The organism is Paraburkholderia sediminicola (genome assembly GCF_902859805.1).
Lineage (GTDB): Bacteria > Pseudomonadota > Gammaproteobacteria > Burkholderiales > Burkholderiaceae > Paraburkholderia > Paraburkholderia sediminicola.
Genome location: NZ_CADIKC010000002.1, coordinates 673,085 through 697,108 on the forward strand (window position 1 = coordinate 673,085; position 24,024 = coordinate 697,108).

The following is a 24,024-nucleotide window of genomic DNA, read 5'->3' on the forward strand; positions in this document are numbered from 1 at the left end:
TCGCTGATGATCCTGCCGTTACCGCCGACGCTGATCGACATTCTGCTCGGTGTGAACATCACGATTAGCGTGACCTTGCTGATGGTGACGATGTATGTGCCCGACGTGGTGTCGCTGTCCGCGTTTCCGTCGCTGCTGCTGTTCACCACGCTGTACCGGCTCTCGCTGAATATCGCTTCGACCAAGTCGATTCTGTTGCATGCGGAGGCCGGCCATATCATCGAGAGCTTCGGCGAACTGGTGGTGGGCGGCAACCTGGTGGTCGGGCTGGTGGTGTTCGTCATCATCACGACCGTGCAGTTCATCGTGATTGCGAAAGGTTCGGAACGGGTCGCCGAAGTCGGCGCGCGCTTCACACTCGACGCACTGCCGGGCAAGCAGATGAGTATCGATGCCGACCTGCGCGCCAATCTGCTGACTGCCGAGGAAGCGCGCCGCAAACGCGCGACGCTTGCTGTCGAAAGCCAGTTGCACGGCGGCATGGACGGTGCGATGAAGTTCGTCAAAGGCGATGCGATTGCGGGCTTGATCATCACCATGATCAATATCGTCGCGGGTATCGCGGTGGGTGTTGCGTATCACAACATGAGCGCGGGCGAAGCGGCGAACCGCTTTTCGATTCTGTCGGTCGGCGATGCGATGGTGTCGCAGATTCCGTCGCTGTTGTTGTCGGTGGCGGCCGGCGTGATGATCACGCGCGTCGCGGACGAACGGCAAGCCAAACCCGGCTCGCTCGGCGATGAGATCGGTCGCCAACTCGGTTCCAGTTCGCGCGCGCTGTATTTCGCAGCCGTGTTGCTGCTTGGCTTCGCCGCGGTGCCGGGCTTTCCGGCCCCACTCTTCCTGCTGCTCGCCGGCACGCTCGCATTCACCGCATGGCGTTTGAACGCAAAAAAACCCCAGCAGCAAAACCATGAACGCGAATCGCTGCACGCCATGCAACGCTCGGGTTCGAAGACGGACGTGCCCGCGATTCTGGCGCGCGCCCCACAGTTCACCTGCCCGCTCGGCGTTCGCATTGCGCCGGACCTCGTCGCCCGGCTGACCATGCCTGCGCTCGACAAGTCGTTCGAAACCGAACGCGCACGTTTGCAGGAAGAACTCGGCCTGCCGTTTCCAGGCATCACGATGTGGACCTATGCCGCCCTGCCTTCATCGACCTGTCAGATCCTCGTGCACGATGTGCCGCAACTGACGATCGAACTGCCGGCCGGCAAAGTGATGTTGCCCGAAGCCAGCCGTCTCGCGCATTCGGCCGCACCCGTCACGCTGACGAGCGAAGAAAGTCAGACAATGGACGCGCTCATTGCGCAATGCGAGGCCGGTCCGCCAATCGACACGAGTGGCGCGCCGACGCGCTGGCTCGAAGAGCGTGCGGTCCCGCCGAAGACACCGGTATGGCGGGCGGAACAGGCGATCGCGCATGCGTCGGTGGCGCTGATGCGGCGGCACGCACCGCTCTTTCTCGGCATCCAGGAAGTGCAATGGATTCTCGATCAACTGGGGAGCGACTATCCGGGTCTCGTCGCCGAAGTGCAGAAAGTGCTGCCGCCGCAACGGATCGCCGACGTGCTGCGGCGCCTGCTCGAAGAGCAGATTTCGATCCGCAATGTCCGCACGATCATGGAAAGTCTGATTGCGTGGGGACCAAAGGAAAAAGACATGCTGATGCTCACCGAGTACGTGCGCGGCGACCTCTCGCGCTTTCTCGCCCATCGTGCCGCGAGCGGCGAGCGGACCTTGTCGGCGGTGCTGTTCGACATGCCGGTCGAGCAGCATATCCGTCAATCGATCAAGCAGACGCCGACCGGCAACTTCCTCGCCTTGCCGCCTGACGAGGCCACGTTGCTGATCGACAAGATCCAGTCCTTCGTCGGCGCTGTGCCGCGCGAAGGGGTGGCGCTGGTGACGTCGATGGATATCCGCCGTTACGTGCGGCGCATGATCGAGGCGCGGCTCGGCTGGCTTGCGGTGTATTCGTATCAGGAACTCGGCGAGCACGTCGAATTGCGGCCGCTCGGCCGCGTGTCGATCTGAGGCCGCGACGATGACGCATATCGTTTCGCGCCACGTGCGCGTCATTCCCGGCGAAGCGGACAGTGAAACGGCCGACGAGATCGATGCGCGCACAGCCTCGCGTGGATCAGGTGGCCGCGGCTTCGATTACGCGTCGCTGCTCGGACGGCGTCGTGCATTGCATCGGCTCAACAGCAATGCGAATGCCGATGCGCATGCAGGCTCGCAAGGCGGAGGCGAAGCGGATGCTGCAGAAGACACCGCGGATGCACCCGCTCCGCCCGCACCGCACCCGTTCGCTCGCAGCGGCGGCGATGCGAGCCCTGAAGCGTCCGCGAACACCGCATCTGGCGCTGACGCGAGTGCTTCGGCAAACGCGGATAGCACACCCTCGCCCGAGCGTCTGGCCATCGGCGCGCGCGTCGCCGATGCCGCGGCGCCGGTCGTGACTGCCGTCTACCGGCAACAACAGCGCTTTGTGCAACTGCTCGGCTCGCTGGCGCGTGAGATCGGCGCGTTCTGCGGGGATCCTTCGATTGCGGAAGCCGGTAACTGGGAAGTGCAGTTGCCGCTCGATCAGAAACTGCTGCCGCAGACCACGCTGTATCTGACGCTTTCGCGTTTCAGTCTGCAGCTTCGGTTCGACACGCCGGATACGGCGACGAGACAACTACTCTTGGAACACAGCGCACTACTCGAGCGAGAACTCGATACCTTGCTGCGCGCGTGGGGTGAAGCCCGCGAAATCGAACTCACAGTGTGGTGACGGACTCCCTGCGCATGACCTATCCGCTCGACGAGCCGACAACCGAAGACGAAGCCGCGACCGATCCGCACGCCGCGCGCAAGCGGACATCGGGCGTAGCGCGCATGGTGGGCGATACGGCACGCGAGCGTGCAGCCGCGGTGGAATCGACGCATCGGTCGAACGATGTTGCGCGTGGCGATACGCAACAACAGCAACAGCAGCAGCACGGCGCGGCTGCAATGCCGGTCGCAACGATAGTGAAACCGGCGCACGATGCGGCTATGGCCGAAACAGTGGTTACTCCGATCACGCCGCTACGTTTGCCGGCCATCGGCCGCGCCGCTGCTCGCGTGACGCGCACGGTCTGCGATGCGCGGCTTACTGGTTGTCTACATGCAACGCTCGGCGTCACCGAATGGCATGCGGCTTTGGCCTACGCGCACAGCTTGGATGCGGCTTACGCGGACCCGGGCGTCATCGAACTGACACTCGCTTCGGCGGATGGCATATCGACCGTCGCCATGCGCGTTGCGCTCGATCTGCACGCCTATCCTGCACTCACGATCGCCGCGTGGCCGGACAGCGACGCACTCACCACGAAGCCTCCCGCCGACGTCGCGTTACGCCAGGCCGTCGCGGGCGTCGTGCTGGAACCACTGTTCGAACGATTGATCCGCGCAGGTTTCAAAGGCCCACGTGTCGCCGCTATTCGCCGCGGACGACTGAACGAGGCTAACGCCGATATACCTGTCGTCGCGCTCTCGTTCGTGCTCGATGAACGCTGCTATCAGGCTGCGCTCAGCGCCGATCCCGCGTGCTACGACCTGCTTGACCGGCTGTTGCGCACCGAACCCACACCGGCTTCGGTTTCATCACACGCAGCCGCCGCTTCAACCGCTTCGCGTGCATTGTCCGATCACACACCAGAAACCGCCTTCGACCTCACTGTCCCCGGCAGTCTGATCCTCGGCGTCAAGCGCTTACCCGTCGACACACTGCACGCGCTGGAACCCGGCGACGTGCTGCTGCGCGCGGCCTTCCCTTCGCTCGATGCAACGCTGCTCGATGCATCGAGCGCCCCCTCTTCGCCCCACGCGCGGCCACGTGCCGTCGCCGCGTGGGGAACCCCCGGGCTCACCCGTGTGTGCGCCGCTGTGGAACTCGACGGGCAGTCGCTCGTCATCGTCAAGGAGCCGAACATGTCAGAAGAGCTGGACCCGGCGAGCGCCGACGCCGGGCTCGCCATCGACGACCCCGCCGATCCGATCCGGATCGGCGAACTCGAGCTGCCGGTGCAGTTCGAGATCGACACGGTGGCATTACCGCTCGCCCAATTGTCGGCGCTCGGCCCCGGTTACGTGCTCGAACTGCCCGTACCGGTGGCAGACGCGCAATTGCGGCTCGTCGCACACGGACAGACCATCGGCTATGGCGAGCTGGTGACGGTCGGCGAGCATCTCGGCATCCGCATCATTCGCATGGCGCACAGGCATGGTCCAATTCAGTGATATCACCGGGCTGCTGCTGGTCGTTGTCGCGATCAGCCTGCTGCCCTTCGTTGCCATGGTCGTCACGTCTTACGCGAAGATCGTCGTAGTGCTGGGTCTCTTGCGCAATGCGCTCGGCGTGCAGCAGGTGCCGCCGAACATGGTGCTCAACGGCATCGCGATTCTGGTGTCCATCTACGTGATGGCGCCGATCGGCATGCTCGCCGCCAAAACGCTTGAAGGCCAGCAGCTCGCGGCGCAGCCTTCGCAAGCGTTGATTCAGGCGTTCGGCGCAGCGCGCGAGCCGTTCCGCGCATTCCTCGTCAAGCACACCAACGAGCGCGAAAAACGCTTCTTCCTGCGCTCGGCTTCCGTGGTCTGGCCGAAAGAAGAAGCCTCGCAGATCAAGGAAGACGATCTGATCGTGCTGGCGCCCGCGTTCACGCTGACGGAAATGACCGACGCATTCAAGATCGGCTTTCTGCTGTACATCGCATTCATCGTGATCGACCTGATCATTGCGAACGTGCTGCTTGCGATGGGCCTGAACCAGGTCACGCCGACCAACGTCGCGATTCCGTTCAAGCTGCTGCTGTTCGTCGTGATGGACGGCTGGTCGACGCTGATCCACGGTCTCGTGATGTCCTACAAATAGCGCGCGTAGTCAGAACGGCCGCCCAGGGAAACTCACATGGAAATCGATTCGCTGATCCGCTTCACCACCGAGGGCATGCTGCTGTGTCTGACCGTGTCGCTGCCTGCGGTGATCGTCGCGGCGGTGGTCGGCCTCGGCGTGTCGTTCCTGCAGGCGATTACGTCGATGCAGGACCAGACGCTGTCGCACGCGGTCAAGCTGATCGCGGTGACGGTGGTGATCGTGGTCGCCGCGCCGCTCTCTTGCGCGGCGATTCTGCACTTCGCCAACGAAATGATGCAGGCAGCCGTGCCGCTGTAAAGCGGCGCACTGCCTGACCGACCAGCGAGGGGACCGACATGAGCCGAATCTCTCATCAGGGCAGCGATACGGCGGCGGCCCAGGCGCAACACGTCGCCCAGTCGCAGCAGAAAGCCGCCAATGCGCAAGGTGCTCGCAACGGCGCGCAATTCGCGGCGCTGTATCGCGGCACCACCAATTTCACGTATGGCAACGACGCGCAACGTGGTCCGTCGGTAAGCTCGGTGCGTGCGAAGCGAATGGCCGATCAGTTGGCGCGCAAACGGCGCGCGGCGAAGAAGCAGCGCAGCAATGCCGGAGGTCTCGACGACGACGGCCCGGACGACGCCGAAGCGCATCATGCCGAGGGCCATAAGGTCAACCGCGACGGCGGCGGGCGTGGCGGCGGCGGTCATTCGCAAGGCGATCATGGCGACGAGCACGATTCAGGCGCAGCGCCGGCAATCAAGGCGCGCGGCGATCGTAGCGCCGTGCCGCCTCCGCCGCCGGGCCGGCTCGACGCAATCGCCGCGCAGTACGCGCAGCCAGGTCAGGAAGGCGCGCGCGCCGCAGCGGTCCGCGATGCGTGGCGCACTGACATGCTGAACTTGCGCGAGCAGTTGGCCGCCAATCCGCAAATGCCGATCGACGCCCGCGTGGTGGAACAGGCGATCGATCTGCTTGGCGTGCAGCAGAGAATCGGCAGCATTGCCGCATCGCAGCCGGGGGCGGGGTCCGGCGTGGCCGCGTTACGGGAGCGTACGGGCGGGTCGACTGCCCAAGGGGTGACGCGCTTGCCGCCGCCGGAGCGAGTCCAGCGTTTCAACCTGCTGTTTCCGTTGCTTTGGCTGCATGCCGAGAAACCGTCGAATCCGGCGCAGCTCAACCGGTCGATCGACACGTTGTGCGTGATGCGCAGCGGCACGCTCGGACGATCGGCGGTTTCGGGATCTTCCGACGCACCGGGAGCCTCGGGCGCGTTGGGTACATCCGGCGCGGCCGAGTCTGCCCCTGAAAGAAACGCCCATACGGCCGCGCCCGGCGCGCCGGCGCCCCCGCCAGGCCCGCGCCGGGCCTTTCCTGGCGGCGGCCGCTAGGCGGTTTGGCGCGCGGCTTCGCATCCCATGCGGCGCCTTCGCATCCACTGCGGAGCATGCCATAGCGGGCGGCTACATTAGGGTCGATCGGGCCGGTCGCGCCGTGCACCGCGCGCGCCCCGGCACTCCCCCCACCCACCCTGTGCGAGCACGATGAAACTGCTGCGGATACTGACGGGCGTTCACGCGGGAGCGCAATTGCAGCTCACGCCGGGCACGCATCGCGTCGGCGCCGACGACGATGCCGACATCCGCCTCACCGACTGGCGGGGTGCGGATGCGTTGCTGCATGTCGACGCAAGCGGCGTGGTCAGCGCGCAGCGTGTCGCGGCTGCGGCCGTGCAGACAGCGGACGTGGCAGACGGGCAGCCAGCACAGCCCGCCGTCGCAGAAGAAGTGGTGTTGCTGGTGGACTTCGTGCCGATGCAATTCGACGACATGATCCTGTGCGTCGGCGCGGACGACGCCGTGTGGCCGTCCGACCTCGACCTGCTGTCGATGCTCCTGACGCGCCCCGCCGAAGCGCGCTTCGCGGCCGAACGCAAGAAACGCCGCCGCTATGTGGGCGCCGTGGTGGCGTGCTTCGCGCTCGGCATCGTGATCGTCGCCGGTTCGCTGCTGACGACCACGCAGATGAGTCGCGCCGCCCTGCCGCGCAATGCCGACGACCGCGCTCAGCGCGTGAGCGAAGCGCTGGCTGCAGCCCACGTGAGCGGTTTGCAGGCGCATGCAGTCGGCAATACCGTGGTGGTAACCGGCATGGTCACGAGCCCCGCCGACGACGACGCCGTGCGCAACCTGCTCGCGCGGATTTCGACGACCGGCATCTCGCGCAATTACGACGTCGCACAGAACGACGCGCGCAGCATCGAGGATTCGCTCGGTGTTGCGGGCGCTCATGTGCGCTATCTCGGCGACGGCAATTTCGCGGTGACCGGCGCCGTCAGCAGCCGCGCGGATCTCGACGCGGCGCTGGCGCGCGTGCGTGCCGATCTGGATTCGAACGTGAAAAACGTGGTTGTGGAAGCCGCGGAAAACACCAGCATCGCCGCGGCCAACCCGAGCGCGGCGTCGTATTCCGAAATGATTTCCTCCGACGACGTCCGCTACGCGCAGACGCCGGACGGCGTCAAACATATCTACGCGGTCGATCCGCCGGCGTCGGACAGCGATGCGGCAGCCGCGGCGAATGCAGCTTCGGGGGCAGGCGGCGCAAGCGGCGCAGCAGTTGCCAACACCAACACCGCCGCTCAATCCGGCGGCATCGCGACAGCGAATGCAAACGCCACGGCGAAAGGCAATACCAACGCCAGCGCCAACGCCGCCCATGCAGCGAATACGGCGAACCCATCGAACCCGGCGAACGCCTCGATCGTCGATAACGACACCGTCACCCGCAGCGCAGCCGGCGTCGTGCCGCTACCCAACCCTGCCACACTGCCGACCGCGCAGCCGCGCGGTCCGTCCAGTTGACCTATTACCGGCACACCGCCCCGTTCAATCAGGAGATCGACATGTACGAGCAGCTCGAAGCCCACGCCAGCGAATTCAACGACTTGCAGAAGACGCTCGCCGATCCGGCCGGCGCGCCGAAAGTGGACGCGATCCGTCAGGCGCTCGACGCAACCGCGCAGCGGGTCAGCGAAACGCAGGGCGCAACCGACCTCGACCGCAACAATCTGGCAAAGCTGTATCGCGGCTTTCTCGCTGCGTCGCGCGTGATCGCGCGGCTGCAGGAAAAACAGGCCGGCGCGCACGCCTGATACGGCGACGCGTGGCTCACCGCGAGCTTGGCGGCGTATCACGCACCGGGCTCGCGGGCAACGCGCTTGCTGCGGCGGCCTGTTCTTATGAGCAGCCGGCGCGGCGGCAGGTCTCGATATAGGCCACTCACTCTCTACCCATAGTCACTGGAGGTTCTTATGTCCGTAGGAAGCGCAGGCGGAATGATGGCTGGTCTCACGCAGGAAATGGACCAGATGACGATGATGTCAGCCCAGATGCAAGTTGAGCAAAGCATGTATTCGTCGGTGGCAAACATTGCGAAGAGCGGTGCAAGCAACGTCAAGGATGCTTCGCGCGGTAGCTAAGCATCGCACACGCGGGCCGCTCGCCATCGGCGGCGGTCCGCACACGGCCGGTCCTGTTTTGCACGGGACCCGGCCGTGTTTCTTGCAGCATTCTCAGCATTCGCCGGATGCATGGCGCGGCTCGCATCCGCACCGCGCTGATTCCAGCGCGCATCGCCCAAGCAAGGTACGAGGATGAGCAGCGAGCGTTACACCAGCCTGATCGTGGATCTGTGCGCGACCGTCGGTCTAGGCGACGCGGACCATGTGCTGCGTACGCGGTCGATCGAGGTCGAAGGCTTCGATGTGCGGCTCGACTATTTCGAGCGCGACCTCGACGCGATGTATGCGAATTTTCATTTCGGCACGGTGACGGCCGGGCGCACGCTCGTCGTCTTCCGGCTCATGCTCGAAGCCAACCTGCTGATCTATGCACAGGATCAGGCGCAACTGGGGCTCGATACGGACACGGGCGGCGTGGTGCTGGTGCTACGCTTGCCGTTCGCCGACGATCTCAACGGCGAAGGGCTCGCCGATCTGCTCGCGCATTACGCGGAGCATGGCCGCTACTGGCGGCAGAACATCGTCGAATCGAACGACGAGATGTTCGAAGGCATCGCTTCGGGGGAGTTTTTCTGGCTGCGGGCTTAAGTCCGCATCACCCCTTCATCACCCCTTCGAAGCCTCTTCGACGTTGTGCGCGCCCTGCTTGATCAACTCCGCGAACTGATTGACGGCCGCCTGCTCCAGTTGCATCACACCGCCCAGCACGTTCATGCCTGCCGACGCCACGCCGGTCGCATCGTTCGCGATCGTGGCCGCACCTTGCGCCAGCCCGCCGAAACGGCCGGGACGGCCTGGCACGCCGCCCGGCATGCCTCCCGCGCTTTGCTGAGGCACCACAGGCCGGCTCGCCGACGAGGGATTTGCTGAGAACGACGCGCCCTTGCGCTTTCCCGTTGCCTCGCCGCTGCCGTTGGCGGCTAGCTGGCTGAGATTCGCGTCCGCTTGCTGACTGGCGTGCGCCGCCCCGTCGACGGGCTTGCGGCCGCCAGTGGCAGGTGTCGACTGCGTGCTGGCGTCGGATAGCGGTAGCGTACTGCCCGGGCGTGAAATCGACGGGGAATCCGGCATGGTGCAAGGCTCCTGGTGGGAATGTGCGCCGCGGTGACGAAGCGCAAGACGGGACGTCGAACAGGCATCCTGTTCGACCTTACAACGGGCGTACGACGCCCGCAGTCACAGTGCGAAATAGTGTGCGACGAAGCGAAGCCGGATGCGGGGCGCGAGGGGGCAAATCACGTAGCTACGAGCCCCGTCGGCCGCAAGCCGGCGCCGCGCCAGGCATCCGCAGTCCGGTCTTCGCACCCTCTTACGCCAGTTCGCGGACCGTCGTGCGTGAGTCACACGCGGGCGGCACACTGCGTGAGTTCGTCGCTCATTCGGAGTCCGACTCATGCGCTTCATCCCGCTCGACAGCATGGAAACGCCTTATCTGCGGCTGCGTCCGCTCACCCTTGCCGATGCCCCTGCCCTGTTCGACCAGATGCTCGGCGACGCCGACACGATGCGCGACCTGCCGGTGCTGCGCCATACCGGCGTGGCGCAAACCGCCGAATTCGTCGGCGAGGCGCTGCGCGGCTGGGAAGACGGCACCCTGATTCGCTACACGCTCGAATGCAAGGAGACTGGCCGGCTGACCGCACTGATCGAATTGAAACCGACGCTGCCGCGCGTGGAGATCGGCGTGATCATCAGCCGGCACGGTGGCGCCCGGCGACGCCGGGCAGGCGTACTCGCGCTGCAGGAATTGATCGACTGGCTGATCGAGCAGCCAGGCGTGTACCGGGTCTTCGCGTGCTGCGCCGTGGATGGCGCCGCGCACAGTTCGATGGAGCGCCTCGGCTTCGTGCAGGAAGCGCGGCTCACGAATCACGAGCCGCGTCCGAACCGCGGCCTCGCCGCCGACGACAGCTACCTCTACGCCTTGACGCGACCCGCGCCGGTCCCGCCGGAGCCTGCCAGCGAGGGTGCAGCCTGGCTGCGCAACACGATGCAATGGAGTCTCGCGGACGCCTGAAGCCGCCGAACCGCGCAACAGAGCGTCGGGGCCGGAACGAAGAAGTGTCCGCAACACAAGCAATTGTTCACTTCTCAGGCGATAATGCAAAGGTCAGACGAATACCGCACCGCGGCCATTCGTTATGCGTGCCTCGCGAGTACCCCTCGCCGGTGGACCGAAACACAACTACGCCGGAGACCCATCATGTCGCTACCGCGGCTCACCGGTCAGGTGATCGCCTTTTCGCGATTCTGGCTCGCGCGCGAAGTGGGCCTGCTGATTTCCGACGGCGCTGTCATCGAACTCGGCGCGCGCCCCTTCGCGATACTCGCTGCCCTGCTCGAGGCCCGTGGCCGCGTGGTGTCGACCACGGAGTTGCGCGAGATTGTCTGGCCGGGCAGCAATGTCGATGCAAACACCGTGCAGGCGCAGATCTCGGCGATTCGCCGCGCGCTCGACGACGACCGCGACCTGATCGTCACCGTGGCTGGCCGTGGCTACCGCTTTGCGGGTGAAGTACGCGTGCTCGAAACACCCGATGCAGGACTCGATTTTCCGGTGGCGAACACCGGCAGCATTGCTGCGTCGCTCGCCACCTCGTTCGCGGCAACAGCCGCAGCCAGCCCGCTGACCACGGCCGGACTCACGTTCGGTTCTCCGTACGGCACGTCCTATAGCGCGACGTGGCGCGGCGCTGCTCCGGCCTCGCCTCGCACGGGGTATTCCAAAGCCGCGCCGTCCGCCACGCTGACCTCAGTGACAGCCGCATCGAGCCTTGCCGCGGCGGCTGCGCCAGCCGCCTCGGCTTTCCCGGCGCTGATGCCGACCAGCGCCGTCACGTCGCTACGCTCGCAGATCATCGACCCGTCGCCGTTCATCGGCCGTCACGCCGAGCTGTCCGAATTGCTCGCGCTGGTGCCCACGCGCCGTATCGTCACGCTGACCGGCGCGTCCGGCGTCGGCAAAACACGCCTCGCGATCGAGGCGGCCAGCCACCTCGCGCCGCACTTTCCAGACGGCGATTTTTGCGCGGCGCTGGCCTCGCTCGCCCAGCCCGACCGTATCGCCAACGCGATCGGCGCGGCTATCGGCCTCGAGCCGGATAACGAGTTGGCGATGGCGGCCAATCTGGCCATGCAGATCGGCGAACGCCGCATGCTGCTGATCGTCGATCACTGCGATCATCTGAGCGAAGCCGCGGCCGAACTCATCGATACGCTGGTGGCGAACACAGGCGGCTTGCATGTGATCGCCACGTGCGAGTCGCCGCTTTTCATCGGCGGCGAAACGGCCGTGCCGGTGGCCGCGTTGCGCGCGCCGCCCGAGCAGATCGACGGCACGCCCGCCACGCTCGACTACGATGCGCTGCGCCTGCTCTTCACCCGGCTCGCGCACTGTCTGAAGCCGGCCGCTTTGCATGCGCCGCTGCCCGAAGTGGACAGCATCGCGCCGGCCACCTTTGCGGCGGCCGCGCTGATTTGCCGGCGTGTCGACGGCGTGCCGTTCGCACTCGAACTCGCTGCAGCGACGATCGCCGGCCAGGTGCGCGCCGGTGTGCCGCCGGAAGACGCGATCGTCGCATTCGCGCGCGAACTCGATACCGTGATGACGCATCGCAGCGGCGGCCGCCGCATCGTGCTGCCGCGCGCCGCGATCGTCCACGTGATGCTCGACCTCTCGTATGCGGCGCTCGAAGCCCCGACCCGCACCATGCTGCGCCGGCTCGGCATTTTTGCCACCGCGTTCTCGCACGAAGCCGCTTGCGAAATGCTCGGTGCGTTCGGCAGCGACTACGGCTTCGGGCCTCCTGAACCGCGCCTGCTGGAGCGCCAGCTTCATACGCTGATGGATGCGGGCCTCGTCAATACGGTCGACTGCGACGGCGCCTTGCGGCTGCGCTTGCCGCCCGCCGTGCGCCGCTTCGCGCTCGACGCGCTGGAGCGCAACCGCGAAAGCGCCGAGGCCGATCTGCATCACGCACAGTTCGTTGCCCGCGATATGGCGCGCCGTTTCGGCGCGGGCGTCACCGTGGCCACCGCGCACAGCCGCCACGATATCGACGCGCTCCGCGCTGCGCTCGAATGGGCCGTCTCGGTCGACAAGGTGGAACTGTGCACCGAGTTGCTCGACAACACAGCGCCGATGTGGGGGGCGCTCGCGCTCGTCGACGAATACATCGGCTGGGTGCGCGCCGTGCTGGCGCGCGTGGACAGTGTGTCGATGCGTCGTATCCGCGACGAGATGCGCTTGCGTGCCGTGCTTGCGCGCGCGTTGATGCTCAAGCGCAGCACGTCAAACGAAATTGTCGAGAGCTGGCAGCGCACCTACGAGCTCGCCAATATCTGCGCCGACACGCCGTACCGCCTGCGTGCGCTGTTCTGCCTCGTGATGTGCGCGCTCGACGCCGGCGAGGTCGAGCATTGCCGGCGCCTCTCCAACGAGTTCAGCGAAATTGCGCCGGTGGCGCACAGCCAGGCAGTTAGCGTCAACGCACGGCGCATCGAGGGCATCGTCAAGGCGTATGCGGGTGAATTCGATACCGCGATTCGCCTGCTCGCGCCGGTCGTCGGACTTAACGACGAAGCCGCCGACGAGATCGACGAAGACGTCAGCCGCGAAGCCAATGCGGTCGCCACCAGCTATGGACTGTCGCTGCATCTCGTGGCGCGGGCGATTCACGCCGTCGCGCTGTGGCTGGTCGGTCAACCGCATATGGCCGCGCCGCTGCGCGTCACGATCCGCGATCCCGCCGACGAAAGCGAACCCCTCGCGGGCTGCATTGCGCTCGGCCTCGCCTGCGCACTTGCCGCACTCGACGACGACATTCCGCTGACTGAGTCCTGCGCGGCGGCGATGGTGACGCGAGCGCGCGCGGCGGGCGTGAAACGCTGGCTGCGTCTCGGCCTCGACTTTCAACTTTGGCTCGACGCCCGGCGTGGCGATCAGGAAGCCGCGCGGCGGCTGATTACCGGCGCGATGAAGCGGATGGCGCGCGAACGCGTCAATGTGCCCGATATCGCCTTCATCGCCACGCTGCTGCCGCGCATCGCGGTGCAGGACGAACCGGAGTTCGCGGCGGCGCTCGCCGCGACGCTGCGCGAAGCGGTGAGTCGCAGCGAACGCACCGGCGAGCTCTGGTACGTGCCGGAGCTCCTGCGTCTGATTGCGACGCTGCGTCAGCGCAGCGGCGAAGATCCGCGGGCAGTGCGGCCGCTGCTTGAAGACGCGTTGCAGCGCGCGCGGCAGCACGGCGCACGACGGCTCGAGTTGCGCATCACCGTCGATCTCGAGGCGCTCGACGCATCGGCTTCCGCAGGGCTGCTTCGCGTGCGGTGACCTCGCTTCGCACCCTGCCTGGGACTGTCATACGCGCTCCATACCGTGACTTCAACTGCCGCTCGTTGAACGCCACGCGCTATGTCCGACATCCATGCAGTACCGCAGCACCCGATTCACACGCCCGAGACTGAAGCGACTGAAGCGCCCGGCCATCAGCCTGCCGGTGCGCCCGCCGTGCCGCCCACGGGCGCGCCGCAGGCCCGGCCGCTAGTCGACGAAACGCTGTTGGGCAGGCTTGGTAACAAGCTGTCGCGCACCGGCGCACGGTTGCGCGCGAGCAAGTTCGATATCAGCACCGCGCTCTCGCAAACGAGTCAGCACGGCAAGCCGTTTGCGCCGGCCGACTTCACTGCGAATGGCGAGCGCTATCCTGCGAAGCCGGTGGCGGAGTCCAACGCGGCGGGCACGCCGTTGGCGAAGAGCGAGCGGCAAGTCCGGCAGGCGCTTGGCAAGACGGCGCGAGCTTCGTCCGCTGCGTCGTCCGCTGCTTCGTCCGCTTCATCATCCTCGGCGGGCAGACTCGCAGCAGAACACGGAAACGGAAACGGGAACGAAGCATCGACGATTCCGCTCGATGCGATGGCCGGCGAGGCCGCGCTGCGCAACTATGTGGGTCGTCAATTGCCGGCCCCGCCCGGCAACCTGCTCGCGCAGGGCGAGCTTTCGCATCGGCTGGCGGCGCTAAGCGGCCCCGACGCCGCCACAGACACCCATCGCGGCGCACTGGTCGCCCAGGCGTTACACGGCGCCAATATCGGCGATGCGCACAGCGCCAACGAAGTGCTCGACGCACTCGAACACCTCGACTTCGCGCAGATGCATACGGCCCGCTCGACGACGCCCGCCGAAGCCGGCGCATGGCAAGTCGCCCGTACGCTGGCGCGCACCGAAGCCGGTTTCGACGCGCTCAACCAATTGCGCCATCACGGCCAGCCGCCGCCCGGCGATGCGTCGACGCAGCTCGCCCAGCGGATGATGCTGCAAGCCGCCGACGCGCTCGATCCGCCGCTCCACGGCGCGGGCCCAGCGCAGGATCCCGCACCGGCCGCTGTCGCCGCGCGCTCAGCGCCCGCGGCGGGCACGCCGCTGCATGAAACGCCGCTCGCTTGGCAGGCTTACGATGCGGCGTCGACACTGACCACACAGGGTCGTGGCGCACTCAACGCCGATCAGAAGGGTGCATTTTTCGCATGGCGCCAGAATTTTCGGGAAGACGGACGCGGCAGCGAGTTGTCGCAGGCACGCGAACGTCTGAACAAATTCTCGGCGAAGACGATCGACCGCGTCAGCGAAAACCGTTGGAAGACGTTCTTGCCGCGGCTCGTCGGCAAACGCAGCTCGCCGCTTTCCGCGCTGCGCTTCGGTACGCAAGGCGTGCCGCGCAAGACTGTCGGCACCGAACAGGGAAAGCTCGAGGAGGCCATGCACGGGTCGTTGGCGCCGCTCGCCGAGCGGCCCGAGATGCGTCCCGCGGCGGCGCTTTCGCATGCCCGCCCGGAGCAGTCGATCGCCGAACTCGCGGCGCTGCATGTCTGGCTCGAATCGGGTGGCTTTCCGAATGGCAAGCTCGATGCGGAACAGTTGCACAAGGTCACCGAGCGCGCGCAGCAGTTGTGCGCGGAGTTGCAACCGCGTGACGTCGGTTCGCCTGCGACGCTCGCGCGCCTGCAAACCGAAACCGCGCGCTGGGCCGCCGCCGATCCGCACACGCTCGCCCGTAGCAAGCCGTTCAAGTCGATCGCGAAACAGCCGTTTAATCTGGAACGGCTCGCCTCGTGGGGCAAGGTCGCGAAGGTACCCGCCGATTCGCCGTTCTGGACCCATGTATCCGACCTGAAGGACAAAGCGCGCCCGCCTGCGCCGACCGCCGCCGCGGACAATGCCGACACGGTCCGGCAAACGCTCAAGGACGTCGCGCACGATCTGCAATCGAGTTCGCGCCTGCGTCTTACCGACGGCCGCCGCATCGGTGTCAGCACACGCGGCTTGTCGGCGAATCTCAGCAAGGTGTTGCACACCGGCGGCGTGCCGATCGCGCCGCGCCTCGATCTGCGCGCGTCCAAGAGCCGTGAAGCCGTAGTTGAATTGAGCCGCGGCACGCACGGTGTCGAGATGTTCGTCGGCACCGCGAAAACGCAGGTGCGGCATGCGGGCGTCGGCGTACTGGTCGGCTACGACATGGACGTCGGGCTGACCCAGGTGCGCGCCGGGCTGACCACTCAGGCCGTGCTGCACTCGCAGGAGCTGTCCGAGCCGAGCGGCGTGTCACTGCGCGTGGCACGCCGCGTCAATCCGAACGGCACCGGCTACGAAGATAGCGCGATGCGCGAGAAACTCGAAGGCATCATCGATCATGTCTTCGACGAAACGACCCAGGCGCACGGCGCCAACTCGGGAGGTTCACGCGGCACCTGGAATCGGCTCGCCGAACATTATTTCGACGACCCCGATGTGTCGATCAGTTGGACCGACACCGTGGCGCGCACCATCAAACGCGGGGCCTCCGCCGATGTCGGCCTATCCGTAAGCGTGCCGAAAATCGGCTCGCCGTTTCGCGCGGGCGCCAACGTCGGCATCGGTTATGAGAAAACCGCGAAACAGACGCTCGATTCGAATGAGCAAACTGGGCGCATGCAAATCGAGCAACATCGCGTCGGCGCCGGCTCGCGTCTGATCGGGCGGCTGAGCGGCACCGTCAGCGCGACGCAGCCGGTCGGCGCGAAAGAGTCGAGCGTGGGTGTGGGGCTCGTCTCACTCGACGCGCCGTCCGCGACCATGACGTTCAACGACGACAGCCACCTCGCCAAAGTCCAACTGGTGCGCGAGGACGGCGCGCTGATGCGTCGCGCGTGTCTGCTCGACACCGAGTACTCGAGCGCCGAAACCTATACGCGTGCGCTCGATGCAAGCCGTGACCAGTGGGTCAATCTGTTCACCGAGCAGGTGAATGCCGAACAGGAAGGCGAACGGCAGGAAGCGAGGCTGAACGGCAGGCCCGAGCCGCAGCTACCACCGGCGCGCGCACTCGCGGAACAACGGCTCGACCGGCATCTCGGCGATGTGAAGGCGAACCGGCGGCCAAACCAGACTTACTTTCACCGCTACCGTTTGCGGCGTAGCGCGGCGAAACAGCTCGACATGCTCGCGGCGATGTCGAAGCAGCTGCCGCCCGGCGAAGCCGCTGCCGGGCGCGCGAAGATCGATGAAAAGGTGAACGGCATTCTGAACGAACCGGGCTCGTGGATGCCGATCGAACTGAAGGTCAAGGAGCGCACCACCAGCACGCAGAGTCCCGGTTTGAACTTCGCGCTGCAACTGAATACGCAGACGAGTGCGACGGGAGACAGGGAGTTGTTTGCGGAGAGTATTCCGTTTGCGCTGGTGGATCAGTTGGATCGTTGAGGCAAGGACGGCGCGGCGAAACCATCCTGAATCAAGCTGAAAATATCTGAAGGATCGTTTTCGAAAGCACGGTGGAGGCGCAGCAGGCATTGCGGACAGTGTGAAATCCAGTATGCTGACCGTTCCGCTGAAACTCCGACGAATCCGGCTCTTCGCCATGAACCTATCCTTTGAAGTCCTGCAGGTGCTCGATGCGATCGATCGAACCGGCACCTTTGCAAGTGCCGCGGAAAAGCTTCACAAGGTCCCGTCTTCGTTGACGTATCTGGTTCAGAAACTCGAACTCGATCTTGGCGTCAAGCTGTTCGACCGTTCTGGCCGGCGCGCGACGCTCACGCATGCGGGGCGCGTGGTGGTCGAAGAAGGCCGCCGCCTGCTGGAGGCCGCGGAAGATCTCGAGCGCAAGGCGAAGCGAATCCAGCATGGCTGGGAATCCGATCTGCACATCGCGGTCGACGAGATCATCCCGTTCGACTTGCTCTGGAGCCATGTCGACCAGTTCTACAAGCTGAAGCTAGACACGCGGCTGCATCTGTCGAAAGAAGTGCTGGGCGGTTCATGGGACGCGCTCCTGACGCGTCGCGCCGACCTGATCGTCGGCGCTGCGGGCGAGCCGCCGGCGATTCCCGGTCTGGTCGCCAAACCAATTGGTTCTCTGCGGCATGTGTTCGTGGTGGCGCCGCATCATCCACTTGCGTCCATGCCGGGACCGCTGACGCTGGATATCGTCGCTCGACATCGCGCGGTCGCAATCGGCGACACCTCCCGCAAGCTCGCGCCGCGCACAATCGCAATCGCCGCCAACCAGGAGGTCCTGACGGTGCCGACGCTCGAAGCCAAGCTCGCCGCGCAAATCAAGGGTCTCGCTGCGGGCACGATCCCGGAATGTCTCGCCGTCGAACCGCTGATCCAGGGTGAACTGGTGAAAAAGGAAGTGCTCGGCATGCGCGACGTCACGCATTTCTATCTTGCGTGGCGCGACGATGAGAGCGGTCGAGCGTTGCGCTGGTGGGTCGAACAACTGAACCGCCCGGATCTGATCGACGAGGCTGCGCAACAGAGAATGTTGCACGGATAAAGCGTGTCTAGCCGTCCTGGCTGATTTTGCCTCGCCGCGGTTGGTCGAGCGGGCCGGATGTCGCGTTCGTATCGCTGTCGGTTTCCGCATCTGCATCCCCATCCGCATTGGCCGGCGCGTCGGCCCGCTTGCTCGCCTCGGTGGCGATCCGCAGCAACTGTTTCGCGGCTTTGAAGTCGTTCCAATCGAAACCCTCCGTCATCCTTGCGCATGCGGAGTTCAACAACTGCACGGCTTCCCTGTTCCGGCCTTGCGCATACCAGAGCCGCGCGAGGCTCGTCGCAGTGCGCAATTGCAGCGAGAGCGCGCCTTGCGCTAGCGACTCCTCAAGTGCCGCAGTCAGACAAGCCTCTGCATCTGTCGCCACCTCGCCCAACGGTGGCTCGCCGGCGTACTCCATCAGCAGCAACTCGCCGTGGACGCGTCTGAGTTCGACCGTATACCAATGATCGCCGGCTTCGTCGCACCGCGCCAATGCATGCGCGAGCGCAGCGATCCCTTCTCTTCGCTGCCCGGCGCGCCCGAGCGTGAGGGCGTACTGTGCCGCGAGCATCGCGCGCGGCGCACCGTACTCCAGCGCCTCCAGATCGTTCAACGCCGCACGGAGCGCACGCACACGCTCCGGACCGGTTTCGTCCAGTGAGCGCAGGTATTCGCCAAAACAGCGACAGCACGCTTGCGACACGCTCAGTCCCGCGCATCTCGACAGGTCCTGCAACATCGCGATCGCCCGAGCCGCCCTGTCCCGCTTACCCGACAGCAGCGCCAGCGGAATCTCCGCCTCAGCCAGCACGTAGCACGTGACGATCGCCTGGCCGTGATGACATGCAGCGGCCACGCAATCCTCCGCCAGCGCGAGCGCCTGATCGACGAACCCCTGCAGCCACAGCACGCGTGCCAGCGTCGCCCGGCCAACCACTCGCTGATCGGCCGACTGTCCCAACGGCAGACGATGCTGCAAGCTATCCACGTGCTGCAGAAACCGTTCGAGCGACAGCCGCGCCTGCTGTTGATCGCCCACGTAGTGCGACGCAATACCTAGCAAGCAGTAGCCGAGGATCGCGCTCATCGCGTCGCCCGACTCCGACGCTAGCGAGGCAAAGCGCTGCGCGAACGCCAACGCATTGCGCGCGGCGCCGGACGATTGATCCGCGTTCCACATGCCCCACAACGCTCGGGCTTCGAACACCTGATCGCCGAGTGCGATCGCCGTTGCGAGTACCTCCGCCCAGATGCCAAGCATTTCCCGATTCGGTCCGCTGACATGCACGAGCGCTCCGCCAAGCGCCGCCAGCAGTTGCATACGCACGCGCAGGTGCCGGCCGGAGCGCGAACCCTGATGGGCCGCCGTCACGCTATCGAGCGCACGCCGCGCCCAGACGCAGCATTCGTCGACCAGCGACAGCTCGTAGAGAAGCGACGTGACGTTCACGGCCAGCATTTCTCCCAGCGCCTCATCACCCTTCGGAGATAGCGCCCAGCCGAGCGCCGCGCGCAAATCGTCGAGCAATTCGTGCATCCGCCGATGCCATGGTTCGGAACACGCGCTCGCGGGGTTCGCACGGCCGGACCTTTCGCACTCGAGCAAACCTGCGAAGTAACGCGCGTGATTGAGCGTGGCGAGGCGCCGCTCGCCGTTGTCGTCAAGCTTCTGCAGCGCGTAGGCACGCGTGGTTTCCAGCAGCCGGTAGCGCGCTTTGCCACGCTCCACCTGCGTTACCACCAACGACTTTTCGACAAGGCCCGACACCGCTGCGATCACGTCGAGTTCGCGCAGCGCGCCGCCACCGACCACGGCAACCGCGGCTTCAAGCGTGAAGCCGTTGACGAAGACGCCGAGCCCGCGCAGCGTCGCGCGCTCAGTATCGTCGAGTAACGCATGGCTCCAGTCGAGCGTCGCCTTCAAGGTCTGGTGCCGTGGCAACGCGGTGCGATTGCCGCCCGTCAGCATGTTGAAGCGGTCGTCGAGATGATCCGCAAGCGTCTCGATGCCGAGTATCGCCGCGCGCGCCGCCGCCAGTTCGATCGCCAACGGAATACCGTCGAGCCGCCGGCATACCATGCCGGTCAGATGGATACTTCTCTCGTCGGCTGAAAAACGCTCGTCGATCGAGCGTGCGCGTGACAGGAACAACCTGACGGCGCTACGCTGCAGCACGTCCTGACTCTGGTCGTCCTGGGCGGGCACCTCAAGCGAAGCAACCCAATACAGATGTTCGTCGACGACACGCAACGGCTCCCGGCTGGTCGCGAGAATGCTCGCGGACGGATTTGCGTTCAATAGTGTTTCGGCTAGCTCGGCAGCGGGTCCAAGCACATGTTCGCAATTGTCGAGTATGAACAACACGCGCCGCGCACTGAGTTCCTTGCTAACTCGTGCAAATGTGAGCGCCCCTGTTGCCGCGTTCACACCGATGCTGGTGGCGAACATCGCGAGCACACTGTTCGCGTCGCATGTGGCGGCGAGCGAGACCAGATAGACACCATCAGGATAGTGCTGCAGCAAACTGCGCGCGACCTCGATCGCCAGGCGGGTTTTGCCGATACCGCCGGAGCCGACCAGCGTGATGTGACGAGTCGAAGCGAGCGCCAGTGCGACGTCGTTCAGCGCTTTCTCGCGCCCGACCAGCGTCGAGAAATTGGCAGGCAGATTGTTGGGGACAGCACGGTTTTGCCTCGTTTCGACTGCAGCCTCAAGCTCATCGTCACGACCGCTGCTATCGGAAGGCGTCGCCAAAGGATGACGGAGCACCAGACGGTAGCCTCGTCCGGACACGGTCTGGATAAGCCCGCGACTTTCGCCCAGCGCTTTGCGCAGTGCGGACATGTGCACCTGAAGATTGTTCTCCTCAACAAACGTGTCCGGCCACACCTGTTTGAGCAGGTCGTTCTTCGACACGAGCGCGCCGTTGGCAGCGATCAGCACGGCAAGCATGTCGAATGCGCGACTGCCAAGCCGTAGTGGTTGGCCGTCGCGAAAGAGTTCTCGGCTGGCGAGGTCCACCTGAAGCGGGCCAATGCAGATCATTGCCTGAGTATCCAAGACGCAGCGAGTAGAGGAACAACGGAGGGTTGATCCCCCGGCGTTGCGTCCCCGCAGTCTAGATCAACGAAGCGTTGGCATGCGCGGAAAAAACTGAACCTATTGTTCGAAAATTTTGAGTGATCGCGAGGCCAGAAAGCTGGCCTCCTCTAGCCCGTCAACGGGATGACGTTGTGCGAGTGCACCGTCTACCAGCCGAATTTGAGTTCGACGCCGACGTAGTCCGAGTTACGAGCGCCCAACTCGCGCAGAGACGAACCGATCTGAAAATGTACGGCTTCGAGCGCCGCGGCGAGATTCGCGGTAACCGCCCAGTCAGCGCGCAGTTGCGTATAGAAACCGGTCCATGGACTGCCATGCCCCGCCGTGCCCGGCACGACAGCCGAGCCTTGCTGGTAGACCGCATCCGCAGTGGTCTCGCGCCATTGCAAACCCACGCCTGCCAGCAGCGTCAACTTGCTATTCGGTTTGAGGGTAAGCGACGGCTTCACATGAATCAGGTTGGCATAGCCCGTATAGCCGGCCAGCGCGAAGTAATAGCCATTCGGGAACAACGGGTTGAACGTGCCGACACGGCCGTCTCCGGGATGCTTGTCGCCCGACGCAGCATCCACCTGAATGCCGAGCCGCGGCGTCCACGGCGCGGTTGTCAGCGTGTAGCCGGCGAGCGAGCCCACAGCCCACGCGCCGATCGTTTTGCTGCCGACATGTCCCGACTGATACATCCCCTCGACGTCCCAGTCGATATGGTTGAGGTTGCCGGAGTAGCGCGCGTCGAATACGTCGCGATGCTCGTCGCCGGTTGCATCGAGAAAGTGCGCATTGCTGCGGTTATAGCGGGAGTAGTACGCGGACAGATCCCCCGGGCCGATGTCTTTGCGCTCCATGCGCACACCGCTGAAGGTGAGATCACGATTCGAGACGTCGTCGAAATCCGAGTTGTCGCGATACTGCACCGGCTGCGTGGCGTAGCCGATCCAGCGCCATGGACCGGTTTCATAGTCGACCCAGATCGCGTCGAACGCCTGGCGCACGTTGGGACCGTCGCGCACGGAGATGAAGCGCTGCAAGTCGAACGCCATTTCCTGGCGCCCCACCCGGAATTTGAAAGTCCCCGGCCCGAGCGGTTCGGTGATGGCGACAAACGCCTGGCGCAAGTCGAGCGGGTTCTTGTCGACCGGCGTGACGTTGTCTTTGCCGTACGGGCGCGCGTCCTCGAATTGCATGAAGAACTGCACGTGGGGACCGAGGCGCACGTCCGCATGGACTTCCAGACGTTGCAGCAAGTAGGTGTCGTCGCGGCCCGAGCCGAGACCGAAGAGCGGTGCGTCGTTGATCTCCAGCCTCTCGCGCAGCACCATGCCGAGCGAGATATACGCGTCGGGATTGCCGAACAGCGGGATATATTTGAGCGAATCGAACGGCGCTTTCGGCACGCACGGATTGGCCAAAGCCGACCAGTTTTCCTGCCAGCGGTTGAACATGATCGCAGGCCGCGCGCACGAGGTACTTGCCGCAGCCGACGATGTCGTTGCCGTCGCCGTCGCCGTCGCCGTCTTGCCGCCCGTGGTGCTGGTGTCGTCACCGCTGCCCAGCGCCGTATCCGCCGCCGAAGCCGGCAGCGCGGCGGCAAGGCCCGTGCTGAATAGCAACGCGCGAACGATGCGCAGCGCAGCATACCGCCGCCGGCACCGGTTTGCGTGCTGAGACTTAAGTGGCGTCACGCTGCACTCATTACTGGCCATCGTGGACTTCAGCAATGTAGCCACCCGGGAATTCGAGCACGGCAGTCTTGCCCACGTCACTGCTATACGGCGCGTACAACACCTTCGCGCCGGCCGCCTGCGCGCGCTCGAGCGTCTGCGCCAGATCGTCCACGGCATAGCCAGTCGTCTCGCGTCCGAACGGGAACGGCAGCTTGCCGTCCGTGACGAACACCACCATGCGGCCGAAGCCGGAGTTGATGCGAATCTCGCGGATAGTCTCGCCCGGACGGCCGATTACGCCGGCATCCGCGCGCGGATTGTCCGACACCACCTTGCCATGCGAGAAATGCAGCCAGCGACGCACGAAGTTGTTCGCTTCGTAGCGAGACACATACACGCGGTTGTCCGGAACGCTGTGCAGCGGCGCGTAGTTCGGCGCCTTGGTGTGCCAGTAGAGTTGCATCGTCAGGCCGCCTGGCCATTGAATGACGGCGTCCTTGCCGATCGGATCGTCGAATGTGTCGACGAGAACATTGGCACCCGCGGCACGCGCGGCGCTCACCGCCTGATCGATATTGGTGACGAGATATCCGGTCCGCTCGTTGCCGAACGGATAGGGAATCGGGGTTTCGAAGCCAAAGACCGACAGCATGCCGACCGGCGTCTGCACATACTGCGATGCCGTTTTGCTCGGCGTAGGCGTCACCGTAAACACCGCGCGCGGCGACGCCTTGCCGCCGAAAGTCGCGAGGAAGCTGGTGACGAACGCGTCGAGATCGGCCGAGGCCACATACACGTGGGTTGTGTCGTACTGCGCGCCGACCGACACGTCAGGTTGTCTGGCTGCAAGTGCAGTTTTTCCGGTCGACACTTCCGGTGGCCCCGCATCGGCGAATGCCGACGAAACCGGCGACAAGCCGATCAATACCGCGGCGCAGAGAAGCGCGACTGGACGATAGCGTTGCAGCGAATTAAACATAGTGTTATCCGTTGTGTTGGCGAAGTTTGAATGGCCGGCCTCGTGGCGAGGCCGATTCTGTTGT

General features: G+C 65.1%; 18 protein-coding genes. 14 read left to right on the forward strand and 4 right to left on the reverse strand.

Annotation, left to right across the window (positions count from 1 at the left end; translation table 11 throughout):
• Positions 1–6: 6 nt before the first annotated feature.
• The 10 genes from sctV to R8871_RS11610 all read left to right on the forward strand — a co-directional run bounded on the left by sctV (position 7) and on the right by R8871_RS11610 (position 9,002).
• On the forward strand, positions 7–2,037 hold the full coding sequence (gene sctV / locus R8871_RS11560; RefSeq protein ID WP_407673145.1) for a type III secretion system export apparatus subunit SctV: 2,031 nt from the start codon (positions 7–9) through the stop codon (positions 2,035–2,037).
• A gap of 10 nt (positions 2,038–2,047) precedes the next feature.
• On the forward strand, positions 2,048–2,782 hold the full coding sequence (sctP, locus tag R8871_RS11565) for a type III secretion system protein SctP (RefSeq protein ID WP_175050561.1): 735 nt from the start codon (positions 2,048–2,050) through the stop codon (positions 2,780–2,782).
• Positions 2,783–2,796: 14 nt separating this feature from the next.
• Positions 2,797–4,272: a type III secretion system cytoplasmic ring protein SctQ gene (gene sctQ, locus R8871_RS11570; protein ID WP_175050562.1), complete on the forward strand. Its 1,476-nt coding sequence runs from the start codon at positions 2,797–2,799 to the stop codon at positions 4,270–4,272.
• Positions 4,256–4,906, forward strand: coding sequence for a type III secretion system export apparatus subunit SctR (sctR, locus tag R8871_RS11575; protein ID WP_175050563.1), 651 nt, complete (start codon positions 4,256–4,258; stop codon positions 4,904–4,906). Before sctQ ends, sctR begins: the two co-directional genes overlap by 17 nt.
• Before the next feature lie 36 nt (positions 4,907–4,942).
• The gene (sctS, locus tag R8871_RS11580; protein ID WP_035546645.1) at positions 4,943–5,206 is read left to right on the forward strand and encodes a type III secretion system export apparatus subunit SctS; all 264 of its coding nucleotides are present in this window, start codon (positions 4,943–4,945) and stop codon (positions 5,204–5,206) included.
• 38 nt (positions 5,207–5,244) lie between these two features.
• Complete coding sequence (locus R8871_RS11585) at positions 5,245–6,282, forward strand: hypothetical protein (protein ID WP_175050564.1); 1,038 nt, start codon at positions 5,245–5,247, stop codon at positions 6,280–6,282.
• A 153-nt stretch (positions 6,283–6,435) separates the two neighbouring features.
• Entirely contained in the window at positions 6,436–7,755 is a 1,320-nt protein-coding gene (locus R8871_RS11590) for a type III secretion protein (RefSeq protein WP_246287532.1), read from the forward strand.
• Between the two features lie 41 nt (positions 7,756–7,796).
• Positions 7,797–8,045 (forward strand): type III secretion protein, encoded by a 249-nt coding sequence (locus tag R8871_RS11600; protein ID WP_175050566.1) that lies wholly within the window; start codon positions 7,797–7,799, stop codon positions 8,043–8,045.
• Positions 8,046–8,204: 159 nt separating this feature from the next.
• Complete coding sequence (locus R8871_RS11605; RefSeq protein WP_167378473.1) at positions 8,205–8,372, forward strand: hypothetical protein; 168 nt, start codon at positions 8,205–8,207, stop codon at positions 8,370–8,372.
• Between the two features lie 174 nt (positions 8,373–8,546).
• Positions 8,547–9,002 (forward strand): CesT family type III secretion system chaperone, encoded by a 456-nt coding sequence (locus R8871_RS11610; RefSeq protein ID WP_175050567.1) that lies wholly within the window; start codon positions 8,547–8,549, stop codon positions 9,000–9,002.
• An 18-nt stretch (positions 9,003–9,020) separates the two neighbouring features.
• On the opposite strand, the gene R8871_RS11615 is transcribed toward R8871_RS11610, so the two are convergent.
• On the reverse strand, positions 9,021–9,485 hold the full coding sequence (locus R8871_RS11615) for a hypothetical protein (protein WP_175050568.1): 465 nt from the start codon (positions 9,483–9,485) through the stop codon (positions 9,021–9,023).
• A gap of 322 nt (positions 9,486–9,807) precedes the next feature.
• Between R8871_RS11615 and R8871_RS11620 the strand changes: the two genes are divergently transcribed.
• The 4 genes from R8871_RS11620 (at position 9,808) to R8871_RS11635 (ending at position 18,232) form a co-directional block, all read left to right on the forward strand.
• Positions 9,808–10,431, forward strand: a complete 624-nt coding sequence (locus R8871_RS11620) for a GNAT family N-acetyltransferase (RefSeq protein ID WP_175050569.1) — start codon at positions 9,808–9,810, stop codon at positions 10,429–10,431.
• A gap of 186 nt (positions 10,432–10,617) precedes the next feature.
• A complete protein-coding gene (locus R8871_RS11625; protein WP_175050570.1) occupies positions 10,618–13,749 on the forward strand; it encodes a winged helix-turn-helix domain-containing protein in 3,132 nt (1,043 codons plus the stop codon).
• An 81-nt stretch (positions 13,750–13,830) separates the two neighbouring features.
• Positions 13,831–17,154, forward strand: a complete 3,324-nt coding sequence (locus R8871_RS11630; RefSeq protein WP_175050571.1) for an autotransporter — start codon at positions 13,831–13,833, stop codon at positions 17,152–17,154.
• Positions 17,155–17,311: 157 nt separating this feature from the next.
• Positions 17,312–18,232 carry a LysR family transcriptional regulator gene (locus R8871_RS11635; protein ID WP_175050572.1) on the forward strand — a complete coding sequence of 307 codons (921 nt, stop codon included), beginning with the start codon at positions 17,312–17,314 and terminating at the stop codon, positions 18,230–18,232.
• Between the two features lie 7 nt (positions 18,233–18,239).
• Here R8871_RS11635 and R8871_RS11640 read toward each other — a convergent pair whose 3' ends face one another.
• From R8871_RS11640 to R8871_RS11650, 3 genes are all read right to left on the reverse strand, one after another.
• Positions 18,240–21,260 carry a winged helix-turn-helix domain-containing protein gene (locus R8871_RS11640; protein WP_175050573.1) on the reverse strand — a complete coding sequence of 1,007 codons (3,021 nt, stop codon included), beginning with the start codon at positions 21,258–21,260 and terminating at the stop codon, positions 18,240–18,242.
• A gap of 203 nt (positions 21,261–21,463) precedes the next feature.
• Positions 21,464–23,020 carry an alginate export family protein gene (locus R8871_RS11645; RefSeq protein ID WP_175050574.1) on the reverse strand — a complete coding sequence of 519 codons (1,557 nt, stop codon included), beginning with the start codon at positions 23,018–23,020 and terminating at the stop codon, positions 21,464–21,466.
• Positions 23,010–23,960 (reverse strand): VOC family protein, encoded by a 951-nt coding sequence (locus R8871_RS11650; protein ID WP_175050575.1) that lies wholly within the window; start codon positions 23,958–23,960, stop codon positions 23,010–23,012. The genes R8871_RS11645 and R8871_RS11650 overlap by 11 nt, the downstream gene beginning before the upstream one ends.
• Between the last annotated feature and the right edge of the window lie 64 nt (positions 23,961–24,024).

Coding starts and splice junctions, on each gene's coding strand:
- R8871_RS11605 (WP_167378473.1), top strand. CDS start 8,205: ATGTCCGTAGGAAGCGCAGGCGGAATGATGGCTGGTCTCACGCAGGAA.
- R8871_RS11645 (WP_175050574.1), bottom strand. CDS start 23,020: ATGGCCAGTAATGAGTGCAGCGTGACGCCACTTAAGTCTCAGCACGCA.
- R8871_RS11640 (WP_175050573.1), bottom strand. CDS start 21,260: ATGATCTGCATTGGCCCGCTTCAGGTGGACCTCGCCAGCCGAGAACTC.
- R8871_RS11600 (WP_175050566.1), top strand. CDS start 7,797: ATGTACGAGCAGCTCGAAGCCCACGCCAGCGAATTCAACGACTTGCAG.
- R8871_RS11610 (WP_175050567.1), top strand. CDS start 8,547: ATGAGCAGCGAGCGTTACACCAGCCTGATCGTGGATCTGTGCGCGACC.
- sctP (WP_175050561.1), top strand. CDS start 2,048: ATGACGCATATCGTTTCGCGCCACGTGCGCGTCATTCCCGGCGAAGCG.
- R8871_RS11620 (WP_175050569.1), top strand. CDS start 9,808: ATGCGCTTCATCCCGCTCGACAGCATGGAAACGCCTTATCTGCGGCTG.
- R8871_RS11635 (WP_175050572.1), top strand. CDS start 17,312: ATGAACCTATCCTTTGAAGTCCTGCAGGTGCTCGATGCGATCGATCGA.
- R8871_RS11625 (WP_175050570.1), top strand. CDS start 10,618: ATGTCGCTACCGCGGCTCACCGGTCAGGTGATCGCCTTTTCGCGATTC.
- sctV (WP_407673145.1), top strand. CDS start 7: ATGATCCTGCCGTTACCGCCGACGCTGATCGACATTCTGCTCGGTGTG.
- R8871_RS11585 (WP_175050564.1), top strand. CDS start 5,245: ATGAGCCGAATCTCTCATCAGGGCAGCGATACGGCGGCGGCCCAGGCG.
- sctR (WP_175050563.1), top strand. CDS start 4,256: ATGGTCCAATTCAGTGATATCACCGGGCTGCTGCTGGTCGTTGTCGCG.
- sctQ (WP_175050562.1), top strand. CDS start 2,797: ATGACCTATCCGCTCGACGAGCCGACAACCGAAGACGAAGCCGCGACC.
- R8871_RS11650 (WP_175050575.1), bottom strand. CDS start 23,960: ATGTTTAATTCGCTGCAACGCTATCGTCCAGTCGCGCTTCTCTGCGCC.
- R8871_RS11615 (WP_175050568.1), bottom strand. CDS start 9,485: ATGCCGGATTCCCCGTCGATTTCACGCCCGGGCAGTACGCTACCGCTA.
- R8871_RS11630 (WP_175050571.1), top strand. CDS start 13,831: ATGTCCGACATCCATGCAGTACCGCAGCACCCGATTCACACGCCCGAG.
- sctS (WP_035546645.1), top strand. CDS start 4,943: ATGGAAATCGATTCGCTGATCCGCTTCACCACCGAGGGCATGCTGCTG.
- R8871_RS11590 (WP_246287532.1), top strand. CDS start 6,436: ATGAAACTGCTGCGGATACTGACGGGCGTTCACGCGGGAGCGCAATTG.